At 70.9% G+C, this 19,992-nt stretch carries 19 protein-coding genes; 12 read left to right on the top strand and 7 right to left on the bottom strand.

Features of this window, described 5'->3' with window-relative positions; translation table 11 throughout:
* Window positions 1–64 precede the first annotated feature (64 nt).
* Window positions 65–1,738, bottom strand: coding sequence for a coenzyme B12-dependent isobutyryl-CoA mutase large subunit (gene icmA / locus Ato02nite_RS16700; protein WP_213007443.1), 1,674 nt, complete (start codon window positions 1,736–1,738; stop codon window positions 65–67).
* 75 nt (window positions 1,739–1,813) lie between these two features.
* Here icmA and Ato02nite_RS16695 point away from each other — a divergent pair, with 75 nt between their 5' ends.
* Entirely contained in the window at window positions 1,814–2,281 is a 468-nt protein-coding gene (locus Ato02nite_RS16695; RefSeq protein WP_213007442.1) for a hypothetical protein, read from the top strand.
* Between the two features lie 614 nt (window positions 2,282–2,895).
* On the opposite strand, the gene Ato02nite_RS16690 is transcribed toward Ato02nite_RS16695, so the two are convergent.
* Window positions 2,896–4,080 carry an FAD-dependent oxidoreductase gene (locus tag Ato02nite_RS16690; RefSeq protein ID WP_213007441.1) on the bottom strand — a complete coding sequence of 395 codons (1,185 nt, stop codon included), beginning with the start codon at window positions 4,078–4,080 and terminating at the stop codon, window positions 2,896–2,898.
* A gap of 53 nt (window positions 4,081–4,133) precedes the next feature.
* On the opposite strand from Ato02nite_RS16690, the gene Ato02nite_RS16685 reads away from it, so the two are divergent.
* Entirely contained in the window at window positions 4,134–4,730 is a 597-nt protein-coding gene (locus Ato02nite_RS16685; RefSeq protein WP_246607059.1) for a PadR family transcriptional regulator, read from the top strand.
* On the opposite strand, the gene meaB is transcribed toward Ato02nite_RS16685, so the two are convergent.
* A complete protein-coding gene (gene meaB, locus Ato02nite_RS16680) occupies window positions 4,731–5,684 on the bottom strand; it encodes a methylmalonyl Co-A mutase-associated GTPase MeaB (protein WP_213007440.1) in 954 nt (317 codons plus the stop codon). It abuts the gene before it with no gap.
* Window positions 5,681–6,862, bottom strand: a complete 1,182-nt coding sequence (locus Ato02nite_RS16675) for an acetyl-CoA C-acetyltransferase (protein ID WP_213007439.1) — start codon at window positions 6,860–6,862, stop codon at window positions 5,681–5,683. The genes meaB and Ato02nite_RS16675 overlap by 4 nt, the downstream gene beginning before the upstream one ends.
* A gap of 60 nt (window positions 6,863–6,922) precedes the next feature.
* Between Ato02nite_RS16675 and mce the strand changes: the two genes are divergently transcribed.
* The 4 genes from mce to Ato02nite_RS16655 all read left to right on the top strand — a co-directional run bounded on the left by mce (window position 6,923) and on the right by Ato02nite_RS16655 (window position 11,756).
* Window positions 6,923–7,390 carry a methylmalonyl-CoA epimerase gene (gene mce, locus Ato02nite_RS16670; protein WP_213007438.1) on the top strand — a complete coding sequence of 156 codons (468 nt, stop codon included), beginning with the start codon at window positions 6,923–6,925 and terminating at the stop codon, window positions 7,388–7,390.
* 256 nt (window positions 7,391–7,646) lie between these two features.
* Window positions 7,647–8,948 carry a DivIVA domain-containing protein gene (locus Ato02nite_RS16665; RefSeq protein WP_213007437.1) on the top strand — a complete coding sequence of 434 codons (1,302 nt, stop codon included), beginning with the start codon at window positions 7,647–7,649 and terminating at the stop codon, window positions 8,946–8,948.
* Between the two features lie 240 nt (window positions 8,949–9,188).
* Entirely contained in the window at window positions 9,189–10,580 is a 1,392-nt protein-coding gene (locus tag Ato02nite_RS16660) for a Laminin subunit beta-1 (protein WP_213007436.1), read from the top strand.
* 63 nt (window positions 10,581–10,643) lie between these two features.
* Complete coding sequence (locus tag Ato02nite_RS16655) at window positions 10,644–11,756, top strand: AI-2E family transporter (RefSeq protein WP_213007435.1); 1,113 nt, start codon at window positions 10,644–10,646, stop codon at window positions 11,754–11,756.
* Here Ato02nite_RS16655 and Ato02nite_RS16650 read toward each other — a convergent pair.
* Both Ato02nite_RS16650 and Ato02nite_RS16645 read right to left on the bottom strand, forming a co-directional pair.
* The gene (locus Ato02nite_RS16650) at window positions 11,737–12,540 is read right to left on the bottom strand and encodes an alpha/beta hydrolase (RefSeq protein WP_213007434.1); all 804 of its coding nucleotides are present in this window, start codon (window positions 12,538–12,540) and stop codon (window positions 11,737–11,739) included. The genes Ato02nite_RS16655 and Ato02nite_RS16650 overlap by 20 nt on opposite strands.
* 11 nt (window positions 12,541–12,551) lie before the next feature.
* On the bottom strand, window positions 12,552–12,878 hold the full coding sequence (locus Ato02nite_RS16645; protein WP_213007433.1) for an Rv1322 family protein: 327 nt from the start codon (window positions 12,876–12,878) through the stop codon (window positions 12,552–12,554).
* A gap of 53 nt (window positions 12,879–12,931) precedes the next feature.
* On the opposite strand from Ato02nite_RS16645, the gene Ato02nite_RS16640 reads away from it, so the two are divergent.
* From Ato02nite_RS16640 to Ato02nite_RS16625, 4 genes are all read left to right on the top strand, one after another.
* Window positions 12,932–14,425, top strand: coding sequence for an aldehyde dehydrogenase family protein (locus Ato02nite_RS16640; RefSeq protein ID WP_213007432.1), 1,494 nt, complete (start codon window positions 12,932–12,934; stop codon window positions 14,423–14,425).
* A 9-nt stretch (window positions 14,426–14,434) separates the two neighbouring features.
* The gene (locus Ato02nite_RS16635) at window positions 14,435–15,079 is read left to right on the top strand and encodes an ABC transporter ATP-binding protein (protein WP_213007431.1); all 645 of its coding nucleotides are present in this window, start codon (window positions 14,435–14,437) and stop codon (window positions 15,077–15,079) included.
* Window positions 15,076–16,578 (top strand): DUF6297 family protein, encoded by a 1,503-nt coding sequence (locus Ato02nite_RS16630; RefSeq protein ID WP_213007430.1) that lies wholly within the window; start codon window positions 15,076–15,078, stop codon window positions 16,576–16,578. The genes Ato02nite_RS16635 and Ato02nite_RS16630 overlap by 4 nt, the downstream gene beginning before the upstream one ends.
* Window positions 16,579–16,808: 230 nt before the next feature.
* On the top strand, window positions 16,809–17,282 hold the full coding sequence (locus Ato02nite_RS16625; protein ID WP_213007429.1) for an SRPBCC family protein: 474 nt from the start codon (window positions 16,809–16,811) through the stop codon (window positions 17,280–17,282).
* Between the two features lie 8 nt (window positions 17,283–17,290).
* On the opposite strand, the gene nucS is transcribed toward Ato02nite_RS16625, so the two are convergent.
* Window positions 17,291–17,950 carry an endonuclease NucS gene (nucS, locus tag Ato02nite_RS16620; RefSeq protein ID WP_213007428.1) on the bottom strand — a complete coding sequence of 220 codons (660 nt, stop codon included), beginning with the start codon at window positions 17,948–17,950 and terminating at the stop codon, window positions 17,291–17,293.
* A 64-nt stretch (window positions 17,951–18,014) separates the two neighbouring features.
* Between nucS and Ato02nite_RS16615 the strand changes: the two genes are divergently transcribed.
* Window positions 18,015–18,629, top strand: coding sequence for a DUF4126 domain-containing protein (locus Ato02nite_RS16615; protein ID WP_213007427.1), 615 nt, complete (start codon window positions 18,015–18,017; stop codon window positions 18,627–18,629).
* Window positions 18,626–19,984, top strand: coding sequence for a hypothetical protein (locus Ato02nite_RS16610; RefSeq protein ID WP_246607058.1), 1,359 nt, complete (start codon window positions 18,626–18,628; stop codon window positions 19,982–19,984). The genes Ato02nite_RS16615 and Ato02nite_RS16610 overlap by 4 nt, the downstream gene beginning before the upstream one ends.
* Window positions 19,985–19,992: the final 8 nt, after the last annotated feature.

Raw genomic sequence — 19,992 nt, 5'->3', positions numbered from 1 at the left:
CGACCCCGCCGCTCCCGCGCGCAATATCCATTGGCCACCTGCGCCCTTTATCCGGTTTATCCGGTCAGAATCGAGCGGGCTCCCGATAGATGCCCCACTCGCCCTTCAACGCATCACAGATCTCCCCGAGACTCGCCTCGGCGCGCGCCGCTTCGAGCATCGAGGGAATCATGTTCTCCCCGGTGCGGGCCGCGGCGATCATGCGGTCGAGGGCGGCCTTCACCCGTACGGAATCTCGGGAAGCTCGCCGAGCGCCCAGCTCGCGTTTCTGCATCACCTCGACCTCGTGCGAGACCCGGAGAATTTCCAGTTCCTTGGCCACCGTGCCGGTGTGCGCGTTCACCCCGACGATCCGCTTCTCGTTCTTCTCCAGCGCCTGCTGGTAGACGAACGCCGCCTCGGCGATGTTGGCGGTGAACCAGCCGTCCTCGATGCCGCGCAGGATGCCGGCCGTGACGCTGCCGTCGTGCCCGAGCTCGCGGATGCGGGCGAAGATCTCCTCCGCCTCGGCCTCGATCCGGTCGGTGAGCTCCTCCACATACCACGAACCGCCGAGCGGGTCGGCCACGTTGACCACCCCGGTCTCCTCCATCAGCACCTGCTGGGTGCGCAGGGCGATCTCGGCCGACTCGTCGGTGGGCAGCGCGAGCGTCTCGTCGAGAGCGTTGGTGTGCAGCGAGTTCGTGCCGCCGAGCACCGCGGCCAGGGCCTCGACGGCGGTGCGGACCACGTTGTTGACCGGCTGTTGCGCGGTGAGGCTGACCCCGGCGGTCTGCGTGTGGAACTTCAGCCAGAGCGCCTTCTCGCTGGTGGCGCCGTAGTCGTCGCGCAGGTGCCGGGCCCAGATGCGGCGGGCCGCCCGGAACTTGGCGATCTCCTCGAAGAAGTCGATGTGCGCGTCGAAGAAGAAGCTCAGCCCGGGCGCGAACTCGTTGACGTCCAGCCCCCGGGACAGTCCCAGCTCGACGTACCCGAAGCCGTCGGCCAGCGTGTATGCCAGCTCCTGCGCGGCCGTCGAGCCCGCTTCGCGGATGTGGTAACCGCTGACCGAGAGCGGTTTGTACTTCGGGATCTCGCGCGCGCAGTACTCCATCAGGTCGCCGATCAGGCGCAGGTGCGGTTCCGGCGCGAAGAGCCACTCCTTCTGCGCGATGTACTCCTTGAAGATGTCGGTCTGCAGGGTGCCGTCCAGGCGGGAGATGTCGGCGCCCTGCCGCTCGGCCGCCACCAGGTACATGCAGAAGACCGGGACCGCCGGCCCGGAGATCGTCATGCTGGTCGTGGTCTTCTCCAGATCGATGCCGCCGAAGAGGACCTCCATGTCGGCGGCCGAGTCGATCGCCACCCCGCAGTGGCCCACCTCGCCGAGCGACTGCGGGTCGTCGGAGTCGCGGCCCATCAGCGTCGGCATGTCGAAGGCCACGCTGAGCCCGCCACCGCCGGCGGCCAGGATCATCTTGTAGCGCTCGTTGGTCTGCTGCGCGTTGCCGAACCCGGCGAACTGCCGGATGGTCCAGGTGCGCCCGCGGTAACCGGTCGGATAGAGCCCTCGGGTGTAGGGAAACTCGCCCGGCCAGCCGATCTGCTCGAAGCCCGGATAGGTGACCCCGTCGGGCGGCCCGTAGACCGGGTCGACGGTGGCCCCGGAGAGGGTGGTGAAGTCGGCGTCCCGCTTGCGGGCGGCGTCGTAACGACGTTGCCAGCGCTCCCGGCCGGCGGCGATGTCGGCAGCATCCATGCAGTCATCGTAGAGGCAAGACTGAACGATCCCTAAGTTTGTTTGGCCGCTCCGGCCGCCGGAAATCTTCCCGGCGTGTTTCCCGATGACCGCTGGAACGCGCGGCACCGCTACCTGAACGAGCGCGAGCTCGCTCTCGACTCGCGGGAGCGCCTTCTGGACGCGCGGGAACAACGGCTGGCCGCCGTCGACGATGACCTGGCCGCCCGGCGGCAGGGCCTCGAGGAACGGGAACGCCTGCTGGCCGAGCGCGAGACCGCGGCCGAGAAACGGGAACGCGACGCGAACGAGCGCGAGGCCCGCGCCGACAACCGGGAGGTCAGCGCGACGGCCCGCGAGCGTGTCCTGGACAGCCGGGAAGTGGGCGGAACCGCCGAGCCGGCCGATCCGGTCGCCCGGATCAAGGAGGCCTTCGCCCGCGAGATCTCCCGGCTCGACCGCAGCGACGACTTCCTGGAGCGCTCCCGGGCCGCGGTGAAGCGCGCCCAGGACCGCCTGGACGCCCTACGCCAGGCACGGCCCGGCCCGGACGCGGAGCAGTGATCTAGACACCTTTCGAGGTCAGGGTCGCGAGAATCAAACCCACTTTCCGGTACGGAAGACACCGTCGCCAACCGCAACATCCCCCGACCGCCGCCACCCCGCAAGCGGCGTGCCACACCGGCACGTGCCGCGACTCTCGCGCAACGACACACGCATTCTTGGCGCCCGGCATCGCGATCTTGTGGGGTTGCTGCTCTGTCGGCACGACAAGTCCACAAGATCGTGTCTGGTCGAGCTGTCGGCGTCGGACATAGGCGGTACGTCCCGTTCTTCTGACCGCCGCCGGCCCACGGTGTGGAAGCGCTGCTCATCAGGCGAGACCATGCCGGGATGCGGGACGGCGCCCCGGGTATCCGAGAGCGGCGACCATCGTGCGGGAGGTCGATGGCCGTCGCCCGGGACTGTTCGGTGGGCGGGTCGGGGTTGCGGGCTTGGGCCGGGCCCGCCCGCAGCGGGCGCGTGGAGGGTGCGTTGCACCTGCCGGGACCGCGTGCCACGGGAGTGAACCGGCGCGTACCGAAAGATCTTCCGCTCGAAAGCCTCCCGCCCTCCGTTTCGAGGAAGCCTGGGCCGGGGTTCCGTTCCTTCTGGATTGGCGGGACCCCGGAAGATCTCTAGATCCGGTGGTCGAGGATCCATGCCTGCGGGTTGGCGCCCTTGCGGTAGAGCATCTTCATCATCAGGGGCAGCAGCGCGTCGCGGATGGCGGCGCCGACCGGGCCGGCCGCCTTGCCGCTGCCGTTGCGGCGGCCCGCCCGCACCACCTTCTCCACCCGTGGGCGGCGGATGCGCTCGTAGTCGGCCAGCGCGGCGCGAATGTCGTCGGTGTCGGACAGGCAGCGGGCCAGGACGACCGCGTCCTCGATGGCCATCGAGGCGCCCTGGCCCGCGGATGGGGCCACCGCGTGGGCGGCGTCGCCGGCCAGGACCACCCGGCCGGAGTGCCAGACCGGGACGCGCCGTAGGTCGTCGGTGTTCCACGGGCCGATCGCGACGTCGGTGGCCCGGATGATCGCGGCCGCCGGGAAGCCGTCGTCCTGGAACAGGTCGATCAGATAGGACCGCCAGGACTCCGGGGTGAAGTCGCCGGGGGCGGCCGGGTTCTCGCTCGGCGGGTTGGCGAACCACCACACCGAGCCGTCGGGGGCCGGGGCCCAGCCGAAGAAGGCCTTCCGGCCGAAGGCCATGTGCATCATGCCGGGCGTGCGGTCCAGCTCGGCGTCGATCGGCCCGGTGGTGAAACCACCGGCGTTGAGCAGACCGAGGTACGTCGGTGCCGGACCGCCGGGATTGAGGATCTCCCGGGTGCGGGATCGGAGGCCGTCCGCGCCGACGAGGAGGTCACCGTCCACCGGCGCACCTCCGGAGAACGTGGCGGTGATGCCGCCCGGCCGCTCGGTGCAGCCGGTCAGGCGGCGGTCCCACTCGATCGGGATGCCGCGCTCGGCCGCGATCTCGCGCAGTGAGCCGTAGAGGTCGGCGCGGCGGATGGTCGTGGTGACCGTGCCGTCGGCGGCCGGACCGCCCAGCGGGAGCACGGCCAGGCTGCGGCCGCTGCCCGAGGTCATCGTCATGGACGGGGTCGGGAAGCCGGCGGCCAGCACCTTTTCCGGGTCGAGGTCGAGGGCGCGCAGGGCGGTCAGGCCGTTGACGGCGACCGTGAGAAAGGCGCCGCGCTCGTCGGCGACGCCCTCGGGCCGGGACTCGAAGAGGCGGGGCTGCCAGCCGGCCCGGTGCAGGGCGAGGGCGGCGACGGTGCCGGCGATGCCTCCACCGGCGATCAGCGCTGTCTTAGTCATAAGATGACTATGCATAACATGACTAAGAATCGTCAACCCCGTAGGCTGGGCGCGTGACATCGGACAATCCCCGCCGGTCGACGCTGGGCATGGTCCTGCTGGCGCTGCTCATGGAGGCGCCGATGCACCCCTACCGGATGCAGCAGATGATCAAGGAGCGCGGCCAGGACCAACTGGTCAACGTGGCCCAGCGCAACAGCGTCTACCAGGCACTCGACCGGCTGGTGCGGGACGGCCTGGCCCGGCCGGGCGGCAGTGCGCGAGAGGCGGGGCGGCCCGAGCGGACGGTCTACGAGATCACGCCGGACGGCGAGGCGACCATGCGGCTGTGGCTGATCGCCATGCTGCCGACGCCGGCCCGGGAATTTCCGGAATTTCCGGCGGCGCTCGCGTTCATCGCGGTGCTGGCGCCGGGCCAGGTTCGCGAGTTGCTCGGCCGGCGCCTGGCCGAGCAGGACGAACGGCTCGCCACGATCCACCGGCAGGCGCCGCCGGGCCTGCCCCGGCTCTTCCTGATCGAGGATGAGTATCGGGCGGCCATGCTCACCGCCGAGATCGGCTGGCTGCGACAGGTCATCAGCGACCTGGACAGCGGAAGCTTCACGTGGGACCGAGAGATGATCGAGCAGACAGCTCGGCTGTTCGGCTGATCAGAGGCCCTTGATGAGCTGCTCGGCGGCGGCGTACGGGTCCAGTTCGCCCGCCGCGACCGCGGCGGCGAGCGTGCTCAACGCCGTACCCTCCTTGAGGTCGCCGATGCGCGCACGCAGCGTGCCCAACGCGATCGCCTCGACCTCGACGGCGGCCCGCCGCTCGCGGCGGGCCGTCAGGTTGCCGCTGGTCTCCAGCCAGGCCCGGTGTTTCTCGATGGCCGCCACCACGTCGTCGATGCCCTCGCCGCGCACCGCGGTGGCCCGCACCACCTGCGGCCGCCAGTCGCCCGCGGCGCGTTCGCCCAGCCCGAGCATGCCCTGGATGTCGCGGTAGGTGGCGTCGGCGCCGGGGCGGTCGGCCTTGTTGATCACGAAGACGTCGGCGATCTCCAGGACGCCCGCCTTGACCGCCTGGATCGCGTCACCCATGCCGGGGGCCAGCAGCACCAGTGTGGTGTCGGCGAGCGAGGCGACCTCGACCTCGGCCTGGCCGACGCCGACCGTCTCGACCAGGATGACCTCGCAGCCCGCGCCCTCGAGCACCCGGACCGCCTGCGGGGTGGCCGCGGAGAGGCCGCCGAGTTGACCGCGGCTGGACATCGAGCGGATGTAGACGCCGCGGTCGGTGGTGTGTTCCTGCATCCGGATCCGGTCGCCGAGGATCGCACCGCCGGTGAACGGACTGGACGGGTCGACGGCCAGCACACCCACCCGGCGGCCGGCCGCCCGCAGCGCCTTGACCAGCTCGTTCGTCGTGGTCGACTTGCCCACGCCGGGCGAGCCGGTGAGGCCGACCACCTGGGCGCGGCCGGCGTAGGGCGCGAGGGCGGCGGCGACCTCGGGCAGGGCCGGGTCGCCGTTCTCCACCAGGCTGATCAGCCGGGCCACCGAGCGGGGGTCGCCCTCCCGCGCCTTGGCGACGAGGGTGGGCACGTCATGGCGTCGACTCACGTGGCCGGAACTCGAACGATCAGGGCGTCGCCCTGGCCGCCACCGCCGCACAGGCCGGCCGCGCCGAGGCCACCACCGCGGCGCTGGAGCTCCAGCGCCAGGGTGAGCACCAGGCGGGCGCCGGACATGCCGATCGGGTGGCCGAGGGCGATCGCGCCGCCATTGACGTTCACGATGTCGCCGGAGACGCCCAGCTCACGGGTCGACTGGATGACGACCTGGGCGAACGCCTCGTTCATCTCGATCAGGTCGAGGTCGTCGACGGCCAGGCCGGCCTTGGTGAGCGCGTGCCGGATGGCGTTGGCCGGCTGGGACTGCAGCGAGCTGTCCGGGCCGGCCACGTTGCCGTGCGCGACGATCTCGGCGAGCCAGGTGAGACCCAGTTCCTCGGCCTTGGCCTTGCTCATCACCACGACCGCGGCCGCGCCGTCGGAGATCGGCGAGGCGGAGCCGGCCGTGATCGTGCCGTCCTTGGCGAACGCCGGGCGCAGCTTGCCCAGCGACGCGGCGGTCGAGTCGGGGCGGACGCCCTCGTCGGTGTCGACGACCACGTCACCACCGCGCTGGGCGATGGTGATCGGGGTGATCTCCTCGGCGAAGTGGCCGTTCTTCTGTGCCTCGGCGGCGCGCTGATGGCTCAGGGCGGCGAACTCGTCCTGCTCCGCGCGGCTGATGCCGAGCTTGGCGCCGCTGCGCTCGGTGGCCTCGCCCATGGAGATGCCCTCCCACGGGTCGCTCAGGCCGTCGAGCGCCATGTGGTCGCGCATCGTGACGTCGCCGAACTTGGTGCCGGCCCGCTGCTGCACCAGGTGCGGGGCGTTGGTCATCGACTCCATGCCGCCGGCCACCACGATGTCGAACTCGCCGGCCCGGATCAGCTGGTCGGCCAGGGCGATCGCGTCGAGCCCGGAGAGGCACACCTTGTTGACCGTCAGGGCGGGCACGGTCATCGGGATGCCGGCCGCCACGGCCGCCTGGCGCGCGGTGATCTGACCGGCGCCGGCCTGGAGCACCTGCCCCATGATCACGTATTGCACCTGGTCGGGACGGACGCCGGCACGGGTCAGGGCCGCTTCGATCGCGTGGCCGCCGAGCGCGGTGCCGGACAGGGACTTGAGGTTACCGAGCAGGCGGCCCATGGGTGTACGGGCCCCACTCACGATCACCGAAGTGGTCACGGTCAATCGCTTTCTTGAAGGGCTCGCGCCCTGAACGGTGGTTCAAGTAAGACTAGTGAAATGACGGAGACCGCACCTAGTGCCGCCCGACCTGACAATGTCACATTCGCCGGGGCCGGGCTGCTGCGCATCGATCACGTCGGCATCGCGGTGGCCGACCTGGATGCCGCCCTCGAGTTCTACGCCGAGATCTTCGACATTCACTCTGTGCACGAAGAGACGAACGAGGATCAAGGCGTACGGGAGGCCATGCTCGCGGTCGGCGACGGCACCGGTCCCCGTATCCAGTTGCTGGCCCCGCTGCGCCCCGACTCGGCGATCGCCAAGTTCCTCGACCGCAGCGGTCCTGGCCTGCAACAACTGGCCTACACGGTGGCCGATGTGGAGGCCACCTCGGCGATCCTGCGCGGCCGTGGCCTGCGCTTGCTCTACGACACTCCGCGCCGGGGCACGGCCGGCTCGCGGATCAACTTCGTGCACCCCAAGGACGCCGGCGGTGTTCTGGTGGAATTGGTGGAGCCTGCCTAATTCATCCGCCTTCCGGGTGAATCCTCCTTACCGGCAGCGCCGTGGCCTGGCAGGATCGGGAATATCGAGCGGCTCGACCATGGTGCCGCTCACCCGCACCGGGGATGTAGCAGGTGACAGCGCGGCCCGGACGGTCCGGACCGGCTGCCCGAACGGTGGACGCCTCAGCTTCCGGGCAGCTCAAAGCTGATCTACGTGTCTTTTCTGATGCCGGTCCGCTCTTGCGTGGCTGGTGCGTCTTCGCCAGGATGGCCCAATGCCTCAGCAGCAGGATCAGAATTTGGCATTTTTCGACGGCGCCAACTCACAGCACGACTTCACCGTCGTCCTCCGCGGCTACGACCGCGGCCAGGTGGACGCCCACCTGGGTCGGCTGGTCGCCGCGCTCAACCAGTCCGAGCAGGCCCGTGGTGAGGCCGAGCAGCGGATGAACGATGCGCAGCGCCGGCTGCGCCAGGCCGAGCAGCGGCTCAACGCGGTGGAGCAGAAGCTCGCCGACAGCAACAAGCTGCTCGAGGAGAACAACCGGCCGACGCTCTCCGGTCTGGGCACCCGGGTCGAGCAGATCCTGCGGCTGGCCGAGGAGCAGGCGAACGATCACCGCAGTGAGGCGAAGCGCGAGTCCGAGGGCATCCTCTCGGCCGCCCGGCTCGAGGCTCGCGAGATCACCGACAAGGCGCGCGCCGAGGCCGCCGCCATGAAGGCGACCGCCGAGCGCGAGGCCGGCCAGGTCCGCACGCACGCCGAGCGGGAGGCGGCCGAGGCCCGCGTCCAGGCCCGGCGCGAGGCCGACACGCTGCGGTCCGACGCCGACCGCGAGACCAAGCAGCTGCGCACGGTCACCTCGCACGAGGTCGCCGAGCTGAAGTCGACCGTGGAGCGTGAGGTCGCGTCGATGCGCGCCACCGCCGAGCGGGAGATCACCCAGCTGCGGGCGAAGACGTCCCGCGAGGCCGAGGAGAAGCGCGCCGAGGCGACCAAACTGCTGACCGACGCCCGCGACAAGCGCGACAAGGACCTGCAGTCCCTGGCGCTGGAGATCGCCGAGCGCCGGGAGAAGGCTGAGGGCGAGGAGTCCCAGCGGCACGCCGCCCAGGTCAACGCCACGCAGAAGATGGTGGCCGAGGCCGAGGAGCGCGCCCGCGCCGCGGAAGACCGGGCCAAGGAGATCGAGCAGCGGGCCGAGCAGCGCCGCGTCGAGTCCGAGCGCAACGCGATCGAGGTCACCGAGAAGGCCCGGGCCCTGTCCGAGAAGACGGTCACCGAGGCTCGCTCCGAGGCGCAGCGCCTGATGAGCGAGGCCCGCACCGAGGCCGAGCTGACCACCCAGGCCGCCAAGCGCGAGGTGGAAGACCTGACCCGCCAGAAGGACCAGGTCACCAACCAGCTCGGGCAGATGCTGTCCGGCCTGTCCGGCCTGGTGCCGGGCGTCGGCGGCGCCGCCAAGCCGAACGCGGTCGCCGAGGTGGCCGCCGCGGTCGCCAAGCAGGCCGAGGCGCCGGCGGCGGAGAAGAACGGCGCGGCCGACAAGCCGCAGCCGGCCAAGTCGAACTCCTGAGTTTCTCGACACCGTCCGCTCCGGTTGCGTGTTCCCGTCTCTTACGCAACGGTTAAGCGGTCGGCCTAGCGCAACGTTTGGGCCGTATCGGAGTTTCTCCGGTACGGCCTGACTCGTTTTGCGCCCGTAGCCTAGCTTTGGCCAAGCCCGGCTCAGACAAATCACAACTAGACGCATACTCCGGCCAAGACGGTGTGTACCGGTCCGTCACAGGACGATGCGTATGTGAGGATGGACAGCATGTCGCACGGCGGTGAAATTCTCGGTCTCGGCGGAGACGCGGCCACCGAGCCCAACTTCGAGACCGCCCTGCGGGGTTACGAACGGAAGCAGGTCGAGCGCTATGTGGCGCGCGCCGAGAACGAGATAGCGGCGCTGGCCACCGAGCGCGAGCAGGCCTACTCGCAGATGCAGGCCATGTCCGCGCAAATCGATCGCCTCCAGCAGGAGATCACCCACGTGCGCCGCCAGGGCGGCATCGGCCCCGAGGTCTCGTTCCGGCACCTGGGCCCGCGGGTCGAGCAGATCCTCGCCCTCGCCGAGGAGCAGGCCGAGGCGATCAAGGCGTCCGCCACCGACGACATCGCCGCCCGGCTCGGCGAGGCCGAGCGGATCCGCGCCGAGGCCGACGCGCATGCGCACGACGCCATGCGCGACTTCGAGATCGCGCTGGCCGCCCGCCGCTCCGAGGAGGAACGGGCCGACGCCGGCAAGCGCGCCGCCGCGGAGAAAGCCCTCGTCGCCGCCCGCCAGTCCGCCGAGCAGATGCGCGCCGAGGCCGAGAGCACGCTGACCCGGGCCCGCGCCGACGCTCAGCAGCTGACCGAGAAGACGGCCCGGGAGGCGCAGCGCGTCCGGGCCGAGGCCGACGGTTACGTGCAGTCCACCCGCATGCAGGCCGACCAGGAGATCAAGGCTCTGCGGGAGAAGGCGCAGCTCGAGATCGCGGCCCAGCGGTCCGGCGCCGACCGCGAGCACAGCGAGCTCAAGGCCACTGTGGAGAACGAGCTGGCCCAGCGCCGGCAGGCCGTGGTGCAGGAGCTCGCGCAGCTGCGCACCGGGGTCGAGAAGCAGTGCGCCGACCTGCGCAGCGAGGCCGACAAGTACGCCGAAGAGGTGCTCCGCCGCTCCGACGATCAGGCCACCGCCGTCCGCAAGGAGATCGAGGCGCAGCAGGAGAAGATCGCGCAGGCCGGTGCCGACCTCGAGGCCGCGCAGGCCAAGGTGGCCGAGGCCGAACGCCAGGTCGCCCTGGCCCAGGACCGGGCCCGCAGCAGCGAGCAGGAGGCCGACGCGGCCGGCAAGCGCCTCGCCGAGGTCCGCACCGAGCTCGAGGCCGAGCTGAAGCGGGTCGAGCAGGCCAAGCGGGACGGCGAGGCCGCCGAGCGGCGGGCCGTCGAGGTCCGTCGCCAGGTGCAGCGGGAAGCGAAGCGGGTCGCCGAGCTGGCCGCCGCCGCGGTGATGGCGGCCGCGGCCTCCCCCGACGACCAGGACGACCTGGCCGAGACCGCGGTGGCCGGCGGTCCGGTGGGTGCGCACGCCGCCGCGGAACCGGCCACGCCGCCCAAGGTCACCGCCTCCGCCAAGGTCACCGTGCCGCCGACCAGCCGGGTCGGAGCCGACGCCGAGTAGTCGCTCGTAGCCCGAGTGCGATAACGTCCCCGCCGAATCCATCGGCGGGGAGGGCGTTGCCCGGTGAGCGCAGACGACAAGACTGAGATCGAGGACCCGCCCGCTGAGGACGCGGTCGACGAAGGCCCCCGGTTCGGCACGCCCGGGCCGCCGCTGGACCGGCGTAACCCGTTCATGATCGGCCTGCTGGGCGGGCTCGGCGTCATCGTCGCGTACGCGATCTTCCTGGGCGTGCGCAACGCGGCGTCCATTCTGGTGCTCATCTTCATCGCCTTGTTCCTGGCGATCGGTCTCAACCCGGCGGTCGAGCGGCTCCGCAAGTGGCACGTCCCGCGCGGCGCGGCCGTGGCGATCGTTGCCCTGGTCGTGCTCGGCCTGCTGGTCGGCGGCGTCATCGCGCTGATCCCGCCGCTGGTCACCCAGACCAACCAGCTGATCCAGAACGTCCCCGACTACATCCAGAGCCTGCAGCGCAACAAGACCATCAACGAGCTGGTCGAGCGTTACGACATCATGGAGAAGATCACCAGCGCGGTGAACGCCGGCACGGTCGGCAACACGGTGGGCGGCGTGGTCGGCGGGGCCAAGCTGCTCTTCGGCACGATCTTCAACACGCTGACCGTGCTGGTGCTGACCATCTACTTCATGGCGGCGTTCGACCGGCTGCGCGAGTCGGCCTACTCCCTGGTGCCGGCGTCCCGGCGGGGCCGGGTGCGGCTGCTCACCGACGAGATCCTCACCAAGGTCGGCGCCTACATGGTGGGCGCGCTGGCGATCGCGGTGCTGGCCGGCGCGAGCACCTGGGTGCTCGCCATGATCCTCGGGCTGGCCTATCCGTTCGCCCTGGCCGTGGTGGTCGCCGTCTGCGACCTGATCCCGCAGATCGGCGCCACCCTCGGCGCGGTCATCGTGAGCCTGGTCGGTTTCGCCTCCTCGCTCACCGACGGCCTGGTCTGCGTGGTCTTCTTCATCGTCTACCAGCAGGTCGAGAACTATCTGATCTACCCGGCCGTGATGCGCCGCTCGGTGAAGGTGAGCGACGTGGCGGCGGTGGTCGCGGCCCTGCTCGGGGTGGCGCTGTTCGGCGTGGTGGGCGCGCTGGTGGCGATCCCGATGGTGGCCGGCATCCAGCTGATCATCCGCGAGGTCCTGGTGCCTAGTCAGGAGACTCGCTGAGCTGACCGGGGACGGGCACGTCGGCGAAGGCGGCGACCGTGCGATCGGCGTACGCGTTCATGTCGCCGCTCTCCATCGGCCCGTCCCAGGTCCGCGGCAGCGGGATCGGCACGTCCGGCGCCACCCGCCGGACGACCTCGTCGAGCACCTTCTCCGCGTCGCCGACCCAGAGGTGCTTCGACCCGGCCATCGGGACAACTTCCGCCTTGTCGGCAAATCGGATAGCGGCCTGTTCGGGGCGCAGGTAGTCGTCGAACTCGGGAATGAGCGCCGTCAGTGGTTTCCCGCTGCCGGCCCACGCGTCGAGGTGGGACTCCTCGGAGAAGCGCAGCGGCGGCGACAGCAGGATCGCACCGACCACGGCCGGGTCCAGCCCGTGCATGAGGGTCAGATCGGTGCCGAACGACCAGCCCAGCAGCCAGATGTTGGGCAGTTCGGCGAACTCCGCGTACTCGATCGCGGCGGCCACGTCGTACTTCTCGCTGTTGCCGCCGTCGAAGGAACCGCCGCTGGTACCGCGTACGCTGCTGGTCCCTCTGGTGTTGAAACGCAGTACGGCGAGGCCCGCGAGGGCCGGCAACCGCCACGCCGCCTTCCGGAAGACGTGGCTGTCCATCATCCCGCCGTGCGTCGGCAGGGGATGCAGGCAGACCAGCGTGGCGACCGGTTCCCGGTCGAGCGGGCGGGCCAGCTCACCGACCAGGGTCAGGCCGTCGGCGGTCTGCAGCTCGATGTCCTCCCGGCGTGCGGGGAGGATCGAGTTGGCCCGGATCTGATTGCTCATGGACATGATTTTTACCCATAGCGCGGTGCGTTGCGCGACCGCTCCACGCCCGGTGCCCGGCGGTCACGGGCCTTCCAGCAACCCGTGTGCCAGTGCCGGCGGTCGCTCTCGTCGCCGCGGCCGTCGATCGGCCAGGCCACCACGTGCGCCACGCCCGGCCGGATCTCCTGCATGCAGCCCGGGCACCGGTAGGTCTTGGTGGCCGCCCCGCCGAAGATCGACCGCACCATCCACTCGCCGTCCTGCCACTGCTGGACGCCCTCGATGCCCTTGCGGACGCCCTCGTCCGTCAATGGTTTCGGTGCGTCTCGGCGGGGGTGATTACGGCGGGGGCTCACATCATCAAGAGTACGTAGTGACTGCTCGGTAACTTGCGTCATAGACTCCCGACATGACGGCTACTCACGTTCCCGGTGTGCCGGTGATCGAAGACGGCGTGCTGATCTCGACAAACCCCGCCACCGGAGCCGAGGCGGGCCGCGTTCCGGTCGCCGACGAGAAAGCCGTCGTCGTCGCCGTCGAACGCGCCCGCGAGGCCGGCCTCTGGTGGCAGTCCCTCGGCTTCGACGGCCGCAAGGACCGCATCCTGCGCTGGCGCTCGCTGATCGTCCAGCGCTTCGAGGAGCTGGCCCAGCTCACCACCCTGGAGACCGGCAAGCCGAACGCCGACGCGATCGTCGAGGCGGTCGCCGCCGTCGAACACCTGGACTGGGCCGGCCGCAACGCGAAACGGGTGCTCGGCCCGCGCAAGGTGCGCACCCGCCTGCTGCTCGCCGAGCACGCCGGCCACCTGGAATACCAGCCGTACGGCGTGGTCGGCGTCATCGGCCCGTGGAACTACCCCATCGTCACCCCGATCGGCCCGATCAGCGGCGCGCTCGCCGCCGGCAACGCGGTCGTCTTCAAGCCCAGCGAGTACACCCCGATCGTCGGCCAGTGGCTGGTCGACACGTTCGCCGAGGTGGTGCCCGAGCAGCCGGTGCTGCAGGCGGTGCACGGGCTCGGTGACGTCGGGGCCGCGCTCTGCCGCTCGGGCGCCGACAAGATGGCGTTCACCGGCTCCACCGCTACCGCCAAGAAGGTGATGGCCGCCTGCGCGGAAAACCTGATCCCGGTGGTGATCGAGGCCGGCGGCAAGGACGCGCTGATCGTCGACGCGGACGCCGACGTCACCGCGGCCGCCGAGGCGGCCGTCTGGGGCAGCATGACCAACGCCGGCCAGACCTGCATCGGCATCGAGCGGGTGTACGCGGTGGCCCCCGTCTACGACGCCCTGGTCGCCCAGATCGTCGCCAAGGCCGGCAAGCTGCGCACCGGCGAGGAGATCGGCCCGATCACCATGCCCAAGCAGATCGACATCATCCGCGATCACATCGAGGACGCGCTGGCCAAGGGCGGTACGGCGGTGCTCGGTGGCGCCGACGCCGTGCAGCCGCCCTACGTCTCGCCGACCGTGCTGGTGGACGTGCCCGCCGACTCCCGCGAGATCAGCGACGAGACGTTCGGCCCGACCCTGACCGTCACCAAGGTCGCCGACGCCGACGAGGCGATCCGGCTGGCCAACGACACGCCGTACGGCCTGGGCGGGGCGGTCTTCGGCAAGAAGAACGCGATCCGGATCGCCCGCCGGCTGCGCTCCGGCATGGTGGCCGTCAACGGGACGCTCACCTTCGTCGGCATGGGCAACCTGCCGTTCGGCGGGGTCGGTGACTCCGGCTTCGGCCGGATCCACGGCGAGGACGGCCTGCGCGAGTTCGCCCGGGCCAAGTCGATCACCGTACGCCGGGCGAAATCCCTGCTGCCGTCGATGACCTTCGAGCGCACTCCGGCCCAGGTGAGCCAGATCGTCAAGGCCGTGCGTCTGCTCTACGGACGGCGGTCCTAAGCTGGGCGGGTGGATCATCCCGCCGTCGAGGCAACAGGCCTGCACGTCAGTTACGGCTCGACGCCGGTGCTCGTCGACGTCTCGTTGACCGTGCCGGCCGGCAGTGGCGTGTGCGTGACCGGCGAGAACGGCATCGGCAAGTCCACCCTGCTGCGCTGCGTGAGCAGTCTCCAGCAGCCGGACGACGGCGAGATCCTGGTCTTCGGCGGCACCCCCGGCGCCACCCCCGAGTTCTGGCGGGCCGTGGTCACCACGGTCGAGCCGCCCACCTGGTACCCCGGCCTGACCGTCCGCGAGCACGCCGAACTGGTCTGCCGCGCCCACGGCCAGGACCCGTCCGACGCCGGCATCGACGAGGCCCTCGAACGGTTCGGCCTGGCCGGGCACGCCGACGCGATCCCGCCGTCGCTGTCCTCCGGCCAGAAACAGCGCCTCACCCTCGCGGTGGCCCTGCTGCGCCCCAGCTCGCTGCTCATCCTCGACGAACCCGAACAGCGCCTCGACCCCGAGGGCCGGGCCGAGGTGGCCGCCCTGCTGGTCCAATACGTCGCCGACGGCGGCTCCCTGCTGATGGCCAGCCACGACGAGGCGTTCGCGGAAGCCTCCGGGGCCGAGGTCACCACGATGGAGTCGCTGAGCGCGGTAGCACCGTGACCGCCGTACCGCTGACGCCGGTCCGCCGCTGGATCCTCCGCACCCAGTCCGCCCACCGCGAACGCGGCGCCACCGCCGGCAACATCTACTTCACCGTGCTGTTCATCGCGGTGGTCGGCGGCATGCTGCACAAACAACTGGCCGTGGTCTTCTGGCCGACCCACCCCAACGCGTCCCGGCTGGCCGCCGCGTCCCTGGTCCCGATCCTCTTCGGCCTGCTCTACCTGGCGTTACGCCGGTTCGGCCCGCTCGCGCTGAGCCGCCCCGCCGCCGCCTGGCTGCTGCCCGCACCGGTGAGCCGCCGCGCCCTGCTCCTACCCTCCCTCCGGCTCACCGCGATCGTCGCGGCGATCATCGGGGCACTGGCCGGCATCGCGATCGTCGGCCACGGCGCACCGCGCACGCTGGACGGCTCCGAGGTGGCGCTGCTCGCCTCCGGCGCCGGCCTGGTGGGCATCGCGCTGCTGCTGGTCGCGCTGGCCGCGCAGGCGGGCGGCCGCTGGGGCGACCGGCTGGACGCGGTGGTCTCGCTGCTGCTGGCGGCCGGCCTGGCCGGTCTGGTCGCCGACGCGACCGGAAACCATCCGGTCGCGGCCACCGGGTGGCCCTCGGCCGGGACGCTGGTTCCGCTGGTGGGTGCGGTCGCGCTGGTCGTCGCCCTGCTCTTCGCCCTGGCCGTACGGGGACTCGCGCGCACGCCGAACGAACGCATCCTGGAAGCCGCGAAGACCGCCGGCACCCTGTTCGACTCGGCGTTCGGCATGGAGCCGTCCTTCCTCACCGACATGATCGAGCGCCGCTACTGGGCCCACCGGAAACTGCGCTCGGTGCGCCTGCCGGACCGATTGCCCGTACTCGTCGGCCAAGACCTGTTGCTGGTGGCCCGGCGCCGGCGCCGCCTGCTGTGGCTGCTGCTGGCCGCCGCCCTGCCGGTCCTGCTCACCGAGGCGCCGCACTGGCTGATCGGCCTGGCCATCCTGGTGGGCGCGCTGCTGTCCGCGTCGACCGCCGGCGGCAACGTGAAAACCGACGCGGGAAACCCGGTACTGCTCCGCCTGCTCGGCCTGACCTCCCGCGACGCGATCCTGCAACGCATGTGGGTCCCCGGCGCGCTGGCCGCGCTGTGGTCGGCGCTGGCGCTGGGCCTGCTATCGGCCCTGGACGACCTGCCACCCGGCCCGTGGTGGGCGCTCGGCCTGGTCCTGAGCCCGGTGGGCGCGGTAGCCGCGGTCCGGCGGGCCAGGGTCGGCTTCGTCCGCAACGAGCTGCTGCCCCTGGACACCCCGATGGGCACCGTCTCCACCGGCCCGCTGGTCAACGCCCTGGTCGGCCCCGACGCGCTGCTGCTGGGCATTCCCGCCCTGGTAGCGATCGCCCAGCACAACGAGCTGTCCTGGCTGACCGTCCTGGTCCAGGCCACGGTGGGCGTGCTGGGCGCCCGCGCGTATGTGGCCGGCACGACCGCCACCGACCGGGTCGAGCTGCACGCGACCCGCTGATCGACCACCCGCGGGTTCGAGTCCCGCCCCCACCGCGCGCGGTCTGGCCGGCAGTCGCCGAACTCCTCCCGGGTTCTCCGCGGCGGATGCTCGCCGAAGGCCGACGTAAGGGCGAGCGGGAACGGACTTGGCGCGAGCGAGCCCAGCCGTGGTGTTCGTATGTTTTGCTGGAGGCGGTCGACCAGGTATGCCGACTGACCTCGCGCCTCATCCGAGACAGGAGTCGCCGGATGGCCCGGTTTACCGTTACCCAGCAGGTTCGTGCACCCGCCACCTCGGTTTGGGCGGCGATGGTGGACTGGCGCCGGCACGGCGACTGGGCGCCGTTGACGGTCGTACGGGTGACGACATCCCCGCCCGAGGGAGTGGGTGCGGAGTTTGTCGCCCGCACCGGGCTCGGTGCGTTGGCATTCGACGACCCGATGACGGTGGAGCTGTGGCAGCCGCCGGGCGGGAACGCCCCGAGCGACGGGCCAGGCCGCTGCGAGGTGGTCAAGCGGGGCAGGGTGGTGCTCGGCCGAGCCGGGTTCTCGGTGGTGCCGCTGCCCGGCGGCCGGTCCCGTGTCGATTGGGACGAGGACGTGACCGTGATCCCGCACCGCATCACACGGCTCGCCGGGCCGTTGCTGTCACTCGCCGGTCGTATCGGCTTCGGCGCTACCCTCCGAGCGATGGCCCGGGACGTGGAGCGGCAAACCCGCTGACGCGGCGGCTAGAAGAGGGTGAGCTCGTCTCGTTCCATGCCTCGTAGCTTGTCGTAGTCGACTACCACGCAGCGGATTCCCCGGTCGGTGGCCAGGACCCTGGCCTGGGGCTTGATCTCCTGGGCGGCGAAGACGCCGGCCACCGGAGCCAGCAGGGGGTCGCGGTTCATCAGTTCGAGGTAGCGGGTCAGCTGCTCGACGCCGTCGATTTCGCCTCGGCGTTTGATCTCCACTGCTATCGAGGCGTTGTTCGCGTCCTTCAGCAGCAGGTCGACCGGGCCGATCGCGGTCATGAACTCTCGGCGGACCAGCGTGCAGCCCTCGCCGAACGTCTCGGGGTGGGCGGCCAGCAGCTCCTGCAGGTGGGCTTCCACACCATCTTTCTGCAGGCCCGGGTCCACGCCCAGGTCGTACGACGTGTCCTGGAAGATTTCCTCCAGGGTGATCCGCAACTCCTCGCCGGCCTTGTTCACCACCTTCCAGACGCCGGGCGCCTCCTGCAGCTTGCAGGGCGGGCTCATCCAGTTCAGTGGCTTGTAGGCGCGGTCGTCGGCATGGATGGAGACCGAGCCGTCGGCCTTGACCATCAGCAGCCTCGTGGCCGGCGGGAGGTGGGCGGACAACCGGCCGACATAGTCGACGGAGCATTTCGCGATGACCAGACGCACCGGACGACAGTAGCGGACTCGGTCGTCCCGGTCGGAACGAGCGTGCGGATGCCATCCTGGATTTGTGCTCGAAGCTCTGACCGGCACCGGACTGGCCGCATCGGCTGGTCTCAATGCCTACATCCCCCTGCTCGTGATGGGCCTGCTCGCCCGGTTCTCCTCCCTCATCGATCTGCCCAGTGGCTGGTCCTGGCTGTCCAACGGCTGGGTGCTGGTCATTCTCGGTATTTTGCTGGCCGTCGAGGTGGTGGCGGACAAGGTGCCGGTGGTCGACCACGTCAATGACGTGGTGCAGACCGTGGTGCGGCCGACCGCGGGCGGGCTGGCGTTCGGGGCCGGCTCCTCGTCGCAGACGGTCACGGTCAGCGACCCGGGGTCGTTCTTCTCCTCGCACCAGTGGGTGCCGGTGGCGGCGGGGGTGCTGATCGCGCTCTGTGTGCACGGGTTCAAGGCGGCGGCCCGGCCGGTGGTCAACGTGAGCACGGCCGGGTTCGGGGCTCCGGTGGCCAGCACGGTGGAAGATATCGGCAGCGTGCTGATGTCCGTCCTGGCGGTGCTGATGCCGGTGTTGGTCCTGGTAGGACTCGGTTTGCTGGGTTGGGCGGCGTTCGCCGTGATGCGCCGGCGCCGACGGAAGAGGTTGATCGCCGCTTCCGGCGCACCTCACTCGTTTGGTTGACTGCTTCGGTGCCCGCGCTCGCCGTACCCGTCTTCGCCCTCGCCTGGTGGGCCGCCTGTTATCTGATCGGCCGTGACCCGGCGCGGGGTGCACTGTGGCGGGCGGCGGCCGCGCTCACGGCGTACGCCATCGGGGTGGCCGGATGGGCCGCCTGGCCGGACTCGCGTCTCGCCCAGATCCTGCTCTGCGTGCCGGCGCTGTTCTGGGCCGGCACGGCCGTGGCTCTTCTCCCCCGCACTCTGCCGGAGCGTCGCCAGATCGATGTCGGCTGGCTGATCCTGTCGGTGCTCTTCCTGGCCATGGTGGTCGCGCTGCCGTCGGCGGGGCGGCTGGTGGTGCTCGCGCCGCTGGTCGGCGGGCTGGTGCTGCTGTGGCGGTTCCGCGATCAGGTGCAGCCGCCGCTGGTGCCGGCCGCGCTCATCGTGGTCGCCGGCCTGTACGCGGCCGGGCTGGTGGCGCTGCTGCTGCCGATCGACCTGGGCTCGCCGGTGCTGGTGATCGCGGCGATCGGGCTCGACCTGACGATGCTGGGCTTCCTGGTGGCGGTGGCCAACGCGCTCGAGGTCGGTGAGCGGCTGCGGCCCGACCTGATCCGGTCGTTCACCGCGGCGGTCGTCGCCGCGGTCGCGGTCGGCACGCCGGCGGCGTTCTCGGTCGCGGCGGCCAATTCGACCGCGGTGACGTTGCTGCAGTTCGTGCTGGTCGCGGTCGTGATGACCGGGGTCGGGCTGAGCGGGCAGCTGCGCCGGTTGCTCGACCGGGTCGCGTTCCGCGACGACGAGCGGCTGCGTGCGGACCGCGGCGCGCTGCTGCAGCTGGCCGAGGCGCTGCCGCGGCATCGGCAGCGGCATCGCCTGATCACCACCCGCGAGCCGGATTTTCTCCGGTTCACCCGGCAGGTGCTGGACAACTACGGGCACCTGGGCCGGCTGATGCGCAGCCCGCTCACTCACCTGCCGGCGGTCGATCGGCGGCTGAGTGGGCCGGCCGGTCAGCAACCGCTGGCCCGGGCCATGGAGTTGCGGGCGGTGCTGGCCGAGAGCGTGGACCGGTTGCGGCCGGCCGGGGCGTTCGCGACGTCGGACGAGTGGCGGCACTACAACGCGATGTACTTCTGTGTGGTGCTGGGCCTCGACCCGTACGAGCGACGGCCGCGCACCGACGGGCTGGATCGGGAGGCGCGCCGGGCGCTCGACTGGATGCGCCGGTACGTTCCGCGGCGCACGCTGCGGCGCTGGCAGCGGGAGGCGGCGACGATCGTGGCCCGCCGGTTGTGGGACGACCTGAGCAACACCGATCCGCGCTGGCCGACGACACGCAGCACAAAACCTCTTTCCACGGGACGAAATGGGTAAAATGCCCC

The sequence above is a fragment of the Paractinoplanes toevensis genome (assembly GCF_018332695.1).
Taxonomy (GTDB): domain Bacteria; phylum Actinomycetota; class Actinomycetes; order Mycobacteriales; family Micromonosporaceae; genus Actinoplanes; species Actinoplanes toevensis.
Note: the sequence above shows the minus strand (reverse complement) of the source record. Positions and strands in the feature narration are given on the sequence as shown.

What these genes read in the sequence shown, in the direction of transcription:
- Ato02nite_RS16690 (WP_213007441.1), bottom strand. Translation starts at nt 4,080, where the DNA reads ATGACTAAGACAGCGCTGATCGCCGGTGGAGGCATCGCCGGCACCGTC.
- Ato02nite_RS16640 (WP_213007432.1), top strand. Translation starts at nt 12,932, where the DNA reads ATGACGGCTACTCACGTTCCCGGTGTGCCGGTGATCGAAGACGGCGTG.
- Ato02nite_RS16660 (WP_213007436.1), top strand. Translation starts at nt 9,189, where the DNA reads ATGTCGCACGGCGGTGAAATTCTCGGTCTCGGCGGAGACGCGGCCACC.
- Ato02nite_RS16665 (WP_213007437.1), top strand. Translation starts at nt 7,647, where the DNA reads ATGCCTCAGCAGCAGGATCAGAATTTGGCATTTTTCGACGGCGCCAAC.
- Ato02nite_RS16650 (WP_213007434.1), bottom strand. Translation starts at nt 12,540, where the DNA reads ATGAGCAATCAGATCCGGGCCAACTCGATCCTCCCCGCACGCCGGGAG.
- Ato02nite_RS16625 (WP_213007429.1), top strand. Translation starts at nt 16,809, where the DNA reads ATGGCCCGGTTTACCGTTACCCAGCAGGTTCGTGCACCCGCCACCTCG.
- icmA (WP_213007443.1), bottom strand. Translation starts at nt 1,738, where the DNA reads ATGGATGCTGCCGACATCGCCGCCGGCCGGGAGCGCTGGCAACGTCGT.
- mce (WP_213007438.1), top strand. Translation starts at nt 6,923, where the DNA reads ATGACGGAGACCGCACCTAGTGCCGCCCGACCTGACAATGTCACATTC.